Here is a 14,009-nt window from a genome sequence, read left to right on the forward strand (position 1 = left end):
TAGGAAACTGCGTTCCCTATGACACAAAAGCCTCCGGCGGGAGGCGCACTCCGCGCAGAGGAATATGGCTGCTGACGCAGCCGCGCTCCGGCGCGAGTGTGCGCCAAGCGCACACTTTTGTGTCATAGAAACCTGCCCCCATCCACCCCGTCCCGCCCATTCCCAGCCAAATCCCAGTCCGGAACCCCGTTTTCTCACCTTCCCCGCAATTTCCCCGTTGCCACCAGCCGTAAGTTATAGTAAACTGACAGGTGACAGAACGATTACAAGGGAGGAAGAAATGGATACACTGAAAAAGTTTATACGCTATTACAAACCGTATCAGGCGGTCTTTTTTATTGACCTTTTCTGCGCGGCGGTGATCAGCCTGGTGGATCTGGCCTATCCGCAGATTCTCCGGACGCTGACGAAAACCCTGTTTCGCGGGGACGGGGATACGGTGCTGCGGGCGTTGGCGCCTCTGGCGGCGGGACTGTTTCTCATGTACGCGGTACAGTCCTTCTGCAAGTTTTATGTGAGCTACCAGGGCCACATGATGGGAGCCCACATGGAGCGGGATATGCGGCAGCAGCTCTTTGACCACTACGAGCGCCTGTCCTTCTCCTACTACGACAACAACAATTCCGGACAGATGATGAGCAAGCTGGTGTCCGACCTTTTTGACATCGCGGAGTTTGCCCACCACGGGCCGGAGAACCTGTTTATTTCCTTAATTAAGATCATAGGCTCCTTCATCTGCCTGTTCCTCATCAACGCCAGGCTGGCGGTGCCCCTTCTGGCGCTGGTGGTGGTGATGATCTTCTTTTCCGCCAGACAGAACACGCGGATGCAGGCCACCTTCATGGACAACCGCAGAAAGATCGGCGACGTAAACGCCAGCCTTCAGGACACCTTAGCGGGCATCCGGGTGGTGCAGTCCTTTGCCAACGAGGATGTGGAGCGGAAAAAATTCCGCAGGAGCAATGAGAATTTCCTCCAGTCCAAGGACAATAACTACCGCTGCATGGGCAGTTTCATGGGAGGAAACTTATTCTTCCAGGGAATGATGTACCTGGTGACCGTGGTCTACGGCGGCTGGCTCATCGCCAAGGGCCAGATGGCGGCGGAGGATCTGGCCATGTACGCCCTCTACATCGGCATTTTCATCAATCCCATCCAGATCCTTGTGGAGCTGGCGGAGATGATGCAGAAGGGACTTTCCGGATTCAAGCGGTTTGAGGCAGTGATGGAGACGGACCCGGAGATCGTAGACGCGCCGGGAGCGGTGGAGCTTACGGACGTGAAAGGCCATGTGCGGTATGAGGATGTCAGTTTCCGCTACAACGACGAGGAGGAAGTGTTAAACCACGTTTCCTTCGACATTCCCGCAGGCCGCTCCGTAGCCCTGGTGGGGCCGTCCGGCGGCGGAAAGACCACCATCTGTTCCCTGCTGCCCCGGTTTTATGACGTGACCGGAGGACGGATCACCATAGACGGGACGGATGTGAGCCAGGTGCAGTTAAAGAGCCTGCGGAGCATGATCGGAATTGTGCAGCAGGACGTGTATTTGTTTTGCGGCACGGTGAAGGACAACATCGCCTACGGAAAGCCGGGGGCGTCCATGGAGGAGATCATGGAGGCGGCAAAGCAGGCCAACATCCACGACTTCATCATGAGCCTGCCCGACGGCTACGACACCTTCGTGGGAGAGCGGGGCACCCGCCTGTCCGGAGGCCAGAAACAGCGGATTTCCATCGCCCGCGTGTTCCTCAAAAACCCGCCCATCTTGATTCTGGACGAGGCCACCTCCGCCCTGGACAATGAGAGTGAGCGCCACATTCAAATGAGCTTGGAAAAGCTGTCGAAAAACCGCACCACCATCACCATCGCCCACCGCCTGTCCACCATCCGAAACGCCGACGAGATCATCGTCATTAACAACGAAGGCATTGCGGAGCGGGGAGATCACAGGGAGCTGATGGAACGGGACGGCATCTATGCCCACTACTATCGGATGCAGTTTGAGGGGCTGGAGACCGCCGGTTACAGCAAAGAGATGTCATAACAAAGAGACATCATAATAGTAAGAAATTTCTTCATACGCCTCTCTGACCCGGTTGATGAGCGCCTGCTCCGGCCGGGTCAGACGCTTTCCGGCGGGATGGATGAACAGCCGGTGGATCTTTGGATGGAAGGAAAAGGGGATCTGGGCGATGTTTCCGCCCTGGATGCGGCTCTCCGGCAGAATGCTGAAACTGTTTTCCATCATCATGGCCTGAAACATGAACTCGATGTCGATGAGCCCGCCCCGGTATTTGGGATGAATGCCCAGGGCCGGAAAGACGAATTCCTTCATCTGCCGCTGCACCATGGCGTTCTTCCCCTGGAAGATGGGAAGTCCCTGGAGCAGGCAGTAGCTCTCCTCGTCCAGGCAGCCGTCTTTGAAACGCAGCAGGGGAAATACCGGGTTTTCCCTGGAAATCATGAGCATGAGCTCGTAGGATTTCACCACAGTGTAGCTGGCCTTTGGAAAGACGGCGTGAAAGTCCGGATGGTAGGAGGTGACGAACCCCAGGTCGATGCGCCCTTCCGTCAGCTCGGAATAGATCTGTTCGGAGGAGAAGATCTGAGGCAGGAACACCGTGGCGGGAAACTCCTGTTTGAGGGCCTGAAAAGCCTCGTTGAAAATGGAAATGCTGGTCCGCAGGATCCCCAGGCGTACCACCGCCTCCCGCTCCGCAAACAGATCCCGGTACAGCTCGTCCCGGATCCCCAGGATGCGGCGGCAGGCGTCCACGTACTTAAGGCCCGCCTCCGTGGGGATCAGCTCGTTTTTCCTCCGCTCAAAGAGGCGCAGCCCCAGGGAGCGCTCCAGCTTGTTTAAATAAATGCTTAAGGTGGGCTGGGAAATGTGCAGATGTTCCGCCGCCCGCGAGATATTTCCCGTCTTCGCGATCTCCGCGATGTATTCCAGATGATACAAATTCATACCGTTTCCCTCCAGAGGTATAGCGTTTGACTATACCTCTATTTATAATGTAAAGTTTACTTTTTGACAATAGAAATTATAATAAAAAGTACAAAATACCTGGGTAATTTTTAAAGAGAACTGAACAAATCACACAATAAAAGGGGATAGCTATGATAAAAGTACAGGCAAATTGCTCCAGCAGAATGACCGATGAGGAAATGCAGTCTGTCAGGGGCATGGGAATTGAGTATCTGGCGGTGAATTTCCTGCCGGACGCGGTAGATTACGACAGCGTGATGCGGTTTAAAGAGCGGGCAGAGAAATTTGATCTGAGCATCGCCGACGCCGGCTGCCCGGCCCTTCAGAAATGCCCCCAGATCCATCTGGGAAAGCCGGACCGGGATGAATGGATCGGCAAATACAACGATTTCACAAAGGTGCTGGGAAAAGCAGGTATAAAAGTAAACTATATCGCCTGGCAGCCCAACGGCATTTTCCGCAGCCGCATCGGCGTGGGAGAGCACACCCGCGGGGAGAATGCCATGATCTGTGACATGGACGAGTTAAACGCCAGGCCCATCGCCAACGACCGGGTGTACGGGGAGAAAGAGATCTGGGACAATTTCAAATATTTCCTGGACCGGGCCCTGCCGGTGTGCGAGGAAGCGGACGTGCGCCTGGCCCTTCACCCCAATGACCCGCCGGTGGAGAGCGTGTGCGGCGTCCACAGCCTGATCTGGAACACGGAGTGCTTTAAGCGGGCCTTTGAGCTGGCGGGAAACAGCCCCTATCTGGGCATGAAAATGTGCGTGGGCTGCTGGCTGGAGAACCAGGCCTTCGGGGATCTCATGGAGGACATCCGCACCTTTACGGAGCAGAAAAAGATCTTCGTGGTCCACTTCCGCAACGTCAGCGCCACCATCCCTTATTTTGAGGAGACCCTCTTAGAGGACGGCTACGCCGATATGCACGCCATTTTAGAGCAGCTGGTGCGCTGCGGCTACGACGGACAGTTAAACATTGACCACCCCTTCTTCAATCCGGACGGAAAGGGAATGTCCAGGATGTCAGAGGCCTATTTTATGGGCTATATGAAGGGAATGCTGGCCTCCGTTGAGAGGCAGATCGGGAAAGAGAAGGAGAATGGAGGGACTGTCAGATGAATATGCCTTTAATTATCACTTTGGCTGTAACCATATTTTTGATTGTAGGATTTTTAAGCGGAAAATTTAAGCTGGGCCTGGTGGCCATGACCGCCGCCACCATTCTGTGCGTGACCGGCGTGCTCACTTTTAATGAGGCTTATGCCAACTTCTCAAACGGCAACGTGATCATGGTAGGCGCCATCTTCATCTTAAGCGGCGCCCTGGGAAAGACCAGTCTGGTTCCCACCTTAAAAGAGCTGATCATGAAAAATTCCAGCAAGAGCGGACTGATCATTTTCCTCTACCTGCTGGCAAACGCCATCCTGATCCAGTTCAGTATGCCCACGGCCCTGGTGGCTATGATGATCCCGTTTATGGCGGCCTTCGGCGAGGAGAGCAGAGTGCAGCCCTCCCACGTGCTGCTGCCCGGCGCGGTGGTGGCCCACTGCTGGCAGGGAATGTTCCCCGGCGCTTTCTTTGTGATGTTAAACTCCTATCTGGAGGCCAGCGGCGCCCCGGAGCGGATCGGGATGCTGGATTATAGCAAGGTGGTGGCCATCCCCGCCCTGTTCTCCCTGTTTTATATGGCCTTTATTGGCTGGAAAGGCTTTAAGGCAAACCGCCTGGTGCAGACGGACGCGGTGAAGGCCACGGCCAGCAAATCCAAGCTGACACCGGCCCAGGAAAAGCTGGTGTATGTGGTGTTTACCCTGACCTTCGTGGGAATCCTGTTTGCCAACTACCTGCCGGTGGATATGCAGGTGATCCCGGTGATCGCCGACCTGGTGCTGCTCTACTGCGGCGTCCTGGACATAAACGACGTAAAGAACTTTATGAACATTGATACCCTGTTCATGCTGGCCGGCGTGCTGCCCATGGCGACCGCCATGCAGAAGACGGGAGCCGGTACGGTGGTGGCGGACTTCATCCTCTCCATCTTAGGCGGAAACCCGGCGCCCATCACCATCCTCATCGCCTTCTACGTGGCCGGCGCGGTGCTGACCCAGTTTATGAGCAACACTGCCACCCAGAACATCTTCGTCTCCCTGGCAGTGGTGACGGCGGTGAACCTGGGGCTGGATCCCAGAGCCTTCTGTACCGCCATCTTCGCCGGCTGTACCGCCGCCATGATGACGCCTACGGCATCCCCGTCCATCGCCATCGCCTTCGGTGCCGGTCAGTATAAGATCAAGGAAGTGGTGAAGGTGTGCCTGCCTCTGTGGATCATTTACGGCGTGCTGGTGATCTTTATGTCCAACCTGGTATTCCCGCTGACGTAAACCGGTCCGCGGGATCGAAAAAAATTTAAAAAAGATTGACAACGCGGGGCGTTTCCAGGCCGAAAGACCGGCCGGGGACGCCCCGTTTCCGCGCGGAAACGGAGATTTTACCTGTTTTCCGGGAAAAACGCCGGAAAAATGAGAGGCAAAAGGGTTTAAAAACTGTTAAGACCCCATTCACCCTCTGGACATCCGGGGGAAAAAGCCTTATACTATAATCTGGCGTAGTTTATGAAACGAAGGAAGCGGTATCCATGTATACATTTGACAGCCGTGTTCGATACAGTGAAATTGATGAAAACGGGACGCTGTCGGTGACGGCAGCCGTCAATTACCTTCAGGACTGTTCCACCTTCCAGTCAGAGGACATCGGAAGGGGCGTCCGGTATCTGACGGATCACGGGAAAGCCTGGTGGCTGTCCTCCTGGCAGATCGTGTTTGACCGCTGTCCGGGCCTGGGAGAGCCGGTGACCATAGCCACTTACCCCTATGATTTCAAGGGGATCTACGGCTACCGGAATTTTATGATTCTGGACCGGGAGGGAAATTACCTGGTGCGGGCCAATTCCGTCTGGTTCCTGTTTGACTTAAAGGCTGGCCGGCCTGTCCGGGTGACAGAGGAGGATGTGTCCTGCTACGGCGCCGTCCACGCGGAGCCGTTAAAGATGGAGTACGCGTCGGGAAAGATTTCTCCTTTGAAGGAGTACGAGGAGGGACGTGCCGTGGAGGTGGTCCGCCACCACATTGACACCAACCACCACGTCAATAACGCCAAATACGCAGAAATCGCCGCAGAATACCTGCCGGAGGGATTTCGGACAGGGGAGCTGCGCATAGAATATAGGAAGGCTGCGGTGCTGGGCGACTGGATTGTCCCCAGAATCGGACGGGATGACGGCGCGGTTACGGTCGAGCTGTCCAGCCCGGAGGGAGAGCGCTACGCGGCCGCATGGTTCCGGGAAAAGAAAGGGTAATTATGATCGAATTGGGTAAAATACAGAGGCTCCAGGTGCTGAGGGAAAAGACCTTCGGCGTCTATGTGGGGGAGCCGGACGGCGGGGAGGCAGCTGTGCTCCTGCCGAAAAAGCACGTGCCGGAGGGCACGAAAATCGGGGATGAGCTGGACGTGTTCATCTACAAGGATTCGGAGGATAGGCTGATTGCCACCACGGAGACTCCCCTTCTGCAGGTGGGGGAGACGGCGGTCTTGGAGGTAAAGGACGTTTCCAAAATCGGGGCCTTTTTAAACATGGGCCTGGAAAAGGACCTGCTCCTGCCGTTTAAAGAGCAGAACCACAAGGTAAAGGCCGGGGAGAAATGCCTGGTGGCCCTCTACGTGGACAAGAGCCACCGTCTGGCCGCCACCATGAAGGTGTATTCCTACATGAGCAATCAGTCTCCCTACCGGAAGGACGACTGGGTCACCGGCACCATCTACGAGATCAATGAGCGGCTGGGCGCCTTTGTGGCGGTGGACAACCGCTATTACGGGCTGATCCCCAGAGGAGAGATGTTCGGGGAGTACCAGGTGGGAGAAGTGGTGGAGGCCAGGGTTTCCAAGGTGAGAAACGACGGCAAGCTGGACTTAAATCCCAAGGCAAAGGCCTACCAGCAGATGGAGACGGACGCGGAAATGGTGTTAAAAGCCATGGACGAGCTGGACGGAGTGCTGCCCTTCAATGACCGGGTGGCCCCGGAGGTGATAAAGAAACAGTTCGGCCTGAGCAAGAACGCGTTTAAGCGGGCGGTTGGCCGCCTGTTAAAAGAAGGCAAGATCACGATCACGGAAAATACCATAGAAAGAGTATAGGAGGGGCGTTTTGGACGCGATAGATTATTATAATAAGTACGCTGCGAAAATTTTCGAGGAGACTGTGGAGGAGGAAGTCACAGAGGAAGTCCGGGAGGAGTTCCTGTCCCACCTGGACGAGGGGGACGCCATTCTGGATTTAGGCTGCGGCTCCGGCCGGGACAGCCTGGACTTCTATGAGCGGGGGTACGACGTGACTCCTCTGGACGGGGCAGTGGAAATGTGCAGGCTTGCCGAGGTACATACGGACCTGGAGGTGCTCTGCGAGAAGTACGAGGATATGGACTTCGATGATGCCTTTGACGGCGTATGGGCCAAGGAGGCATTTATTCACGTGCCGAAAAACGAGATGGAGGACATTCTGGACCGGGTGAGAAACGCCCTGACCAGAAAAGGCGTGCTCTATACCTCCGTCTGCGAGGGAGAGTTCGAGGGATTCAGCGGAGAGCTCTACTTCAGCGACTACGAAAAAGGGGAGCTGGAGGAGCTTTTGGAGGACTGCGGATTCCAGATCTTAAAGACCTGGACCACGAAGGAAGGAGAATTCCGCCGCGGCTATGAGGGCAGCGGCTGGATCCACGTGCTGGCTCGGAGAAAATAAGGGAGAGTGTACGTCTGCCGCGGACAAAGAGGGCGAAGAAGCATGGTTGAAAAGCGTTCGGCTGTCCGGGATTATCTCATCATAATCCTGGGCGCCTTTATTGTGGGATTTTCTATTAAAAATATTTATGATCCCCAGGGCCTGGTGACGGGAGGCGTATCCGGCATCGCCATCATTTTAAAGGAAAAGGTAGGGCTGCCGCTGTGGGTGACGAACCTGGCGGTAAACGGCCCCCTGTTTTTGCTGTCCCTGAAACTGAAGGGCTGGAAATTTGTAAAACGGGTGCTGGTGGCGGAGGCGGCGCTGACGGTGTCCTTAGCGGTGCTGCCGGAGTACGCGTTTTTAAAGGACGATCTCCTTTTGACAGCCCTGTTTGGCGGCGTGTTCTGCGGCGTGGGGACAGGTATGATGCTGCTGTGCCATGCCACCACCGGAGGGACGGACACCATGGCGGCCCTGATTCACACCAGGCTGCGCCACTACTCCATCAACCAGATTTTGCAGGTGTTAGACGGGATTGTGGTGATCCTGGGCGCGACGGTGTTCGGGGTGCACTACGCTTTCTACGCGGTGATCGCCGTGGCGGCTCTGGCAAAGACCTCCGACGGGATCATTGAAGGAATGCACTACGCGAAGGCGGCTTATATTATCACGGACAAAAAGGAGCGGGTGGCTCAGGAGATCATGGACATGAACCGGGGCGTCACCCTGATCGACGCCAGAGGCGCTTACACTGGGGAGCGCAGGGACATGGTGTTCTGCGTGGTCTCCAAAAAGGAGATCGTGGAGGTGAAGGAGCTGGTGCGGCGGATTGATCCCAGGGCTTTTGTGATCGTCAGCGACGTGAGAGAGGTGCTGGGAGAGGGCTTTATGGAATATAGACAGTAAAATGAACGGGACGGCGGAGAGTTTTCCATGTTTGGGAAAACTTTCCGCCGTCTCTGTACAAATTAGCTAAAGAAACGAAAAAGGATTTGGCTACTTGCGCCATAACATTTCCGGGGGATCTTTTGTATAATGATAGACAGCATATTAGGCAGAAATACATAGGCAAATGGAGGAGACAGATAACAGATGGCAGGTTTATTGCTGAAGAATGTGGCGAAATTGTATCCCAACGGAGGCGTGGGTGTAAAAGACATCAGTATGGAGATTGCGGACGGAGAATTCGCGGTTCTGGCGGGCCCGGCGGGCAGCGGGAAATCCACCCTGTTGCGGATGATCGGCGGCCTGGAGGACATTTCCCAGGGGGACATTTACATCGGCGGAGTCCGGGTCAATGACCTGGAGCCCAGGGACCGGGGGGTGGCGATGATTTTCAGAAACTACATCCTGTATCCGCAGATGACGGTATACGAGAACCTGGCGTTTGGACTGAGGCTTTCCGGGTGCGGAAAGGACGAGATTCACGAACGGGTGACGGAGACGGCAAAGCTTTTGGAGATCACGGAGCTTTTGGACCTTCCCTCCGAGCAGGTGACGGGAATCGACCGCTACAAGGTGGCGGTGGGACGGGCAGTGGCCCGCAAGCCGAAGGTGCTCCTCATGGATGATCCCATGCTCTGTGTGGACGGCGAGCTGCGCAGAGAGATGCGGGAGGGGCTGGCGGAACTGTACCGCCATCTGGGAGTGACGGTGATCTACGTGACGGAGGACGCCGGAGAGGCCATGGCCCTGGGAACGCGGCTGGTGGTGATCCGGGACGGAGCGCTGGAGCAGACGGGAACCCCCGAGGAGGTGTACGAGAAACCCATCAACCGGTTTGTGGCGGAGTATTTCGGTGATCCCGCCATCAATGTGCTGGAGGCCATGGTGGGAGAGGAGAACGGCAGGGCCGTGCTGACGGTGGCTGGTTCCCACGGCGTATTTTCCGAGGAGAACAGCAGGAGGCTTTTGGCCGCCGGATACGCGGGAAAGGAAATCACCGTGGGGGTGCGTCCGGAGGACATCCACTGCGAGCCGGAGTGCCTGGAGCGTTTCAGCGACAATCTCATCGACGCCTGCGCCGATGTGTATGAGACCGCGGGGGACGCGGCCTACATGAGTTTCCGCGTCGGCAGCTATACCATGAAGGCAAAGGTGCCCCAGAGCGCCGGCATTCGCCCGGGGGACGAGGTGAAATTGGCGGTGGATCCCTCCAGGGTATACATTTTTGACAAAGATACGCAGAAAGCGATCTGACGGAGAGTTATATTTTTGTAAAAATTGTGCAAGCGGGTGCAATACTCGCTTGCTTTTTTTTCCTTTTTGAATTAAGATACAATTAGGGCAAATTACAAAAAGGAGAGTGCAGCAAATGATATCAAATCAGATTTTACAGTCTACGATTGAGGGGTTAAAGGGGATCACCCGGATAGATTTCTGCATCTGCGACACGGAAGGAAAGGTGCTGGCATCTACCTTTTCGGAGGCAGAGGAGTACGAAAATTCCATACTTGCATTTGTAGATTCTCCGGCAGACAGTCAGGTGATCCAGGGCTATCAGTTTTTCAAAGTGTTCGACGAGAATCAGTTGGAGTACATCCTGCTGGCCAAGGGCAGCAATGAGGACGTCTACATGGTGGGCAAGATGGTGGTGTTCCAGATTCAGAACCTGTTAGTGGCCTACAAGGAGAGATTCGATAAAGATAATTTTATAAAGAACCTGCTTTTAGACAACCTTCTGCTCGTAGACATTTACAACCGGGCGAAGAAGCTTCATATTGAGACCAATGTCAAGAGAGTGGTTTTCATCATTGAGACGAAGCACGAGAAGGACGGCAGCGCCCTGGAGACGGTGCGCAGCCTGTTCGCCACCAAGACGAAGGATTTCGTCACGGCGGTGGACGAGAAGAACATCATCCTGGTGAAGGAGGTCAAGCCGGGCGAGACCTACGCTGACCTGGAAAAGACGGCCAATATCATTCTGGATATGTTAAATACGGAGGCGATGTCCAAGGTACACGTGGCCTTCGGCACCATTGTCAATGAGATCAAGGAAGTTTCCCGCTCTTATAAAGAGGCGAAGATGGCCCTGGACGTGGGCAAGATCTTCTACAGCGGAAAGAATGTGGTGGCATACAGCAATCTGGGAATCGGCCGCCTGATCTATCAGCTGCCCCTGCCTCTGTGCCGGATGTTCATCAAGGAGATCTTTGACGGCAAGTCCCCGGACGAGTTTGACGAGGAGACTCTGACCACCATCAATAAGTTCTTTGAGAACAGCCTGAATGTGTCCGAGACCTCCAGACAGCTCTACATCCACAGAAACACCCTGGTTTACCGCCTGGATAAGCTGCAGAAAAGCACGGGCCTGGACCTGCGTGTGTTTGAGGACGCCATCACCTTTAAGATCGCGCTGATGGTAGTAAAATACATGAAGTATATGGAGAGCATGGACTACTAGGAATAAGGATTTATGATAGAAATTTCAAATGTGATAAAGACCTACAAGGCCGGAAACAAGGCGATACGGAAGCTGAACATCCATATTGCCGACGGTGAATTCGTATTCATCGTCGGCAGGAGCGGGTCGGGAAAGTCCACCTTGCTGAAGATGCTTCTGAAGGAGGTAGAGCCTACTTCCGGCCATATTATTGTGAATGGAGTGAATTTACAGCGGATGCCCCGCCGCCACGTGCCGAAGTACCGCAGGCGGCTGGGGATGGTATTCCAGGATTTCAAACTGCTGAAGGACCGGACGGTATATGAAAATGTGGCCTTCGCCCAGAGGGTCATCGGCGTGCCGGTCCGGCGGATCCGGGAAAACGTGCCGGAAATGCTGAAACTGGTGGGACTTTCGTCCAAGTACAAGTTTTATCCCAACCAGCTCTCCGGCGGCGAACAGCAGCGCGTGGCCATCGCCAGGGCGCTGGTGAACAATCCGGAGGTTTTGCTGGCGGACGAGCCCACGGGAAATCTGGACCGGCAGAACGCAGAGGAGATTATGCGGCTTTTGGAGGAGATCAACGCCCAGGGAACCACGGTGATCGTGGTGACTCACAGCCAGGAGATCGTAGACAGTATGCAGAAACGGGTGATTACCATGGACAAGGGCATGGTGGTCAGCGACAAGAGGGGCGGTGAGATCTATGAACTTCAGCACAATCTGTTATAGCTTTAAGCAAGGTATAAAAAATATATGCAGAAACAGCTTATTTTCCCTGGCATCGGTGGCGACGATTTCTGCGTGTATTTTTTTATTTTGCCTGTTCTTTTCCATTATTTCCAATATCCAGAATATCACCCACCTGGCGGAGACCACCATCGGCGTCACCGTGTTTTTTGACGAGGGGATGACGGAGGAGGAAATCCTGGCCTTAGGGGATGGGATCGCCGGACGGCCGGAGGTAAAGGAGATGGAGTTTATCTCGGCGGAGGAAGCCTGGGAGAGTTTCCAGGCGGAATATTTTGCCGGGATGGAGGAACTGGCGGAAGGCTTCGCCCAGGACAATCCCCTGGCGTCCTCCGCCTCCTATGAGATTTTTTTAAAGGACATTTCGGAGCAGGATATGATGGTGTCCTATTTGCAGGGCCTGGACGGGGTGCGGAAGGTGAACTATTCCAATGACCTGGTGGCGGGCTTTACAGGCCTGAACCGGCTGGTGGGCGTTCTGTCGGCGGTGATCATCGGGATCCTGCTGGCGGTGTCCGTGTTCCTCATCAGCAACACCATCCACGTGGCGGCGGCGTTTCGCAAGACGGAGAATCAGATCATGCGCCTCATCGGGGCCACCAATTTCATGATCCGGGCCCCCTTCGTGGTGGAAGGGACGGTGTTAGGCCTGGCGGGAGCGCTCCTTCCCCTGGGAGCTATGTATATCCTGTACGGAAGGGTCGTATCCTATATGGCAGCCCGCTCGGTGGGGGCGGCGGGAGGCATGGGCGGCGTGCTGAAACTGCTGCCTATGGAGCAGCTCTTTCCCACTATGGCGGCGGTGGCCCTCGTTCTGGGAGTCGGCATCGGTTTCTTTGTGAGCTTTTTCACAATCAGAAAGCATCTGAAGGTGTAGGAGGCGGCTATGGAGAGACGGATACGGATGGGGGCGGCGGCCGTCCTGGCGGCAGCCTTTGCGGTGATGTGCCAGGGGGTTCAGGCCTACGCCACCAAGACGGAGGCAGACAGCGCCAGAGAGGAGATGTCCTCCCTGGAGTCGGAGAAAAAGAAGGTGGAGGCCACCTTAAAGGAGCTGGAGACCTTAAAGAGCGATGCCGCGGCCTATGTGAAACAGCTGGACGCCAGCTTATCCGCCCTGGATGGGGAGCTGGAGCGTCTGGCGGGGCAGATTTCCGATAAAGAGGGGGAGATCGTCGCAGCCCAGGAGGAGCTGGAGGCGGCAAAGATCGTGGAGCAGGAGCAGTACGACTCCATGAAACTGCGGATCCAGTATATGTATGAGAGGGGAGAGACCAGTTTCCTCGATCTGGTGGTGGGAGCGCAGAGCATTTCCGAGATGCTGAACCGGGCGGAGTACATCGCTCAGATTTCCCGCTATGACCGGGAAAAGCTGACGGAGTACGCCCAGGCGAAGGAGGACATCGCCGTCCGGGAGGCAAGGCTGGAGGCGGAGAAGGGGGAGCTTTTGACCCTTCAGGAATCCACTCAGGCCAAGCAGGCGTCGGTGGAGACGCTGATGGCGGAAAAGACGGCGGAGTTAGCCAACTACGAGACCCAGATCGCCGGCGCCCAGGGGCAGATTTCCGAGTATGAGAAGGACATCGAGGCCCAGGAGGCGAAGATCCGGGCCATCGAGGAGGAAATGCGCCGGAAAGAGGAGGAAGCGCGGAAACAGGCGGAGGCGGCTGGCCAGAAGTATACTCCTGTCAATTTAGGGAATATTAGCTTTATATGGCCCTGTCCGTCCAGCAGCAGGATCACTTCCCAGTTCGGCGACCGTTCCTCTCCCACGGAGGGAGCGTCCACCAACCACAAGGGCGTGGACATCGGGGCGTCCTCCGGCAGCGATATTCTGGCGGCGGCAGCGGGGACGGTGACCATCTCTACATACAGCGTTTCTGCTGGCAATTATATTATGATTGACCATGGAGGCGGGGTGTCCACCGTGTATATGCACTGTTCCTCCCTTCTTGTCTCCGCCGGAGAGAAGGTGGCTCAGGGGCAGGTGATCGCGAAGGTCGGATCCACCGGGTATTCCACGGGGCCCCACCTGCATTTCGGAGTAAGGGCGAATGGAGCATACGTCAATCCCCTGAAGTATGTGAGCCCGTAATAAGATAGGAGAAT

The 14,009-nt window shown here is 55.6% G+C and carries 13 protein-coding genes; 12 read left to right on the forward strand and 1 reads right to left on the reverse strand.

The window, feature by feature from the left end; genetic code table 11:
- Positions 1-280: 280 nt before the first annotated feature.
- A complete protein-coding gene (locus tag B5E84_RS14895) occupies positions 281-2,044 on the forward strand; it encodes an ABC transporter ATP-binding protein (protein ID WP_087224146.1) in 1,764 nt (587 codons plus the stop codon).
- On the opposite strand, the gene B5E84_RS14900 is transcribed toward B5E84_RS14895, so the two are convergent.
- Positions 2,039-2,968 (reverse strand): LysR family transcriptional regulator, encoded by a 930-nt coding sequence (locus B5E84_RS14900; RefSeq protein ID WP_087224148.1) that lies wholly within the window; start codon positions 2,966-2,968, stop codon positions 2,039-2,041. The genes B5E84_RS14895 and B5E84_RS14900 overlap by 6 nt on opposite strands.
- Positions 2,969-3,120: 152 nt before the next feature.
- On the opposite strand from B5E84_RS14900, the gene B5E84_RS14905 reads away from it, so the two are divergent.
- The 11 genes from B5E84_RS14905 to B5E84_RS14955 all read left to right on the forward strand — a co-directional run bounded on the left by B5E84_RS14905 (position 3,121) and on the right by B5E84_RS14955 (position 13,995).
- Entirely contained in the window at positions 3,121-4,113 is a 993-nt protein-coding gene (locus tag B5E84_RS14905; protein ID WP_087224150.1) for a mannonate dehydratase, read from the forward strand.
- Entirely contained in the window at positions 4,110-5,375 is a 1,266-nt protein-coding gene (locus tag B5E84_RS14910; protein WP_087224152.1) for an SLC13 family permease, read from the forward strand. Before B5E84_RS14905 ends, B5E84_RS14910 begins: the two co-directional genes overlap by 4 nt.
- Before the next feature lie 254 nt (positions 5,376-5,629).
- Positions 5,630-6,349 (forward strand): acyl-[acyl-carrier-protein] thioesterase, encoded by a 720-nt coding sequence (locus B5E84_RS14915; RefSeq protein WP_087224154.1) that lies wholly within the window; start codon positions 5,630-5,632, stop codon positions 6,347-6,349.
- A 2-nt stretch (positions 6,350-6,351) separates the two neighbouring features.
- Positions 6,352-7,185 (forward strand): CvfB family protein, encoded by an 834-nt coding sequence (locus B5E84_RS14920; protein ID WP_087224156.1) that lies wholly within the window; start codon positions 6,352-6,354, stop codon positions 7,183-7,185.
- Positions 7,186-7,195: 10 nt separating this feature from the next.
- Positions 7,196-7,786: a class I SAM-dependent methyltransferase gene (locus B5E84_RS14925; RefSeq protein WP_087224157.1), complete on the forward strand. Its 591-nt coding sequence runs from the start codon at positions 7,196-7,198 to the stop codon at positions 7,784-7,786.
- A gap of 42 nt (positions 7,787-7,828) precedes the next feature.
- Positions 7,829-8,674, forward strand: a complete 846-nt coding sequence (locus B5E84_RS14930; RefSeq protein ID WP_087224159.1) for a YitT family protein — start codon at positions 7,829-7,831, stop codon at positions 8,672-8,674.
- Positions 8,675-8,860: 186 nt separating this feature from the next.
- Positions 8,861-9,967, forward strand: a complete 1,107-nt coding sequence (locus B5E84_RS14935) for an ABC transporter ATP-binding protein (RefSeq protein WP_087224161.1) — start codon at positions 8,861-8,863, stop codon at positions 9,965-9,967.
- A 115-nt stretch (positions 9,968-10,082) separates the two neighbouring features.
- Complete coding sequence (locus tag B5E84_RS14940; protein ID WP_087224163.1) at positions 10,083-11,171, forward strand: PucR family transcriptional regulator; 1,089 nt, start codon at positions 10,083-10,085, stop codon at positions 11,169-11,171.
- Positions 11,172-11,183: 12 nt separating this feature from the next.
- Complete coding sequence (gene ftsE / locus B5E84_RS14945) at positions 11,184-11,882, forward strand: cell division ATP-binding protein FtsE (protein WP_087224165.1); 699 nt, start codon at positions 11,184-11,186, stop codon at positions 11,880-11,882.
- Entirely contained in the window at positions 11,857-12,777 is a 921-nt protein-coding gene (locus B5E84_RS14950; protein ID WP_087224167.1) for a cell division protein FtsX, read from the forward strand. Before ftsE ends, B5E84_RS14950 begins: the two co-directional genes overlap by 26 nt.
- Before the next feature lie 9 nt (positions 12,778-12,786).
- A complete protein-coding gene (locus tag B5E84_RS14955) occupies positions 12,787-13,995 on the forward strand; it encodes a murein hydrolase activator EnvC family protein (protein ID WP_087224169.1) in 1,209 nt (402 codons plus the stop codon).
- Positions 13,996-14,009: the final 14 nt, after the last annotated feature.

The organism is Lachnoclostridium sp. An14 (assembly GCF_002160755.1).
In the GTDB taxonomy this organism is placed as follows: Bacteria; Bacillota; Clostridia; order Lachnospirales; family Lachnospiraceae; genus Lachnoclostridium_A.

Bases quoted from the DNA above. Each gene is read 5' to 3' on its own strand.
- B5E84_RS14930 (WP_087224159.1), top strand. From the start codon at position 7,829: ATGGTTGAAAAGCGTTCGGCTGTCCGGGATTATCTCATCATAATCCTG.
- B5E84_RS14955 (WP_087224169.1), top strand. From the start codon at position 12,787: ATGGAGAGACGGATACGGATGGGGGCGGCGGCCGTCCTGGCGGCAGCC.
- B5E84_RS14900 (WP_087224148.1), bottom strand. From the start codon at position 2,968: ATGAATTTGTATCATCTGGAATACATCGCGGAGATCGCGAAGACGGGA.
- ftsE (WP_087224165.1), top strand. From the start codon at position 11,184: ATGATAGAAATTTCAAATGTGATAAAGACCTACAAGGCCGGAAACAAG.
- B5E84_RS14915 (WP_087224154.1), top strand. From the start codon at position 5,630: ATGTATACATTTGACAGCCGTGTTCGATACAGTGAAATTGATGAAAAC.
- B5E84_RS14940 (WP_087224163.1), top strand. From the start codon at position 10,083: ATGATATCAAATCAGATTTTACAGTCTACGATTGAGGGGTTAAAGGGG.
- B5E84_RS14910 (WP_087224152.1), top strand. From the start codon at position 4,110: ATGAATATGCCTTTAATTATCACTTTGGCTGTAACCATATTTTTGATT.
- B5E84_RS14920 (WP_087224156.1), top strand. From the start codon at position 6,352: ATGATCGAATTGGGTAAAATACAGAGGCTCCAGGTGCTGAGGGAAAAG.
- B5E84_RS14905 (WP_087224150.1), top strand. From the start codon at position 3,121: ATGATAAAAGTACAGGCAAATTGCTCCAGCAGAATGACCGATGAGGAA.
- B5E84_RS14950 (WP_087224167.1), top strand. From the start codon at position 11,857: ATGAACTTCAGCACAATCTGTTATAGCTTTAAGCAAGGTATAAAAAAT.
- B5E84_RS14935 (WP_087224161.1), top strand. From the start codon at position 8,861: ATGGCAGGTTTATTGCTGAAGAATGTGGCGAAATTGTATCCCAACGGA.
- B5E84_RS14895 (WP_087224146.1), top strand. From the start codon at position 281: ATGGATACACTGAAAAAGTTTATACGCTATTACAAACCGTATCAGGCG.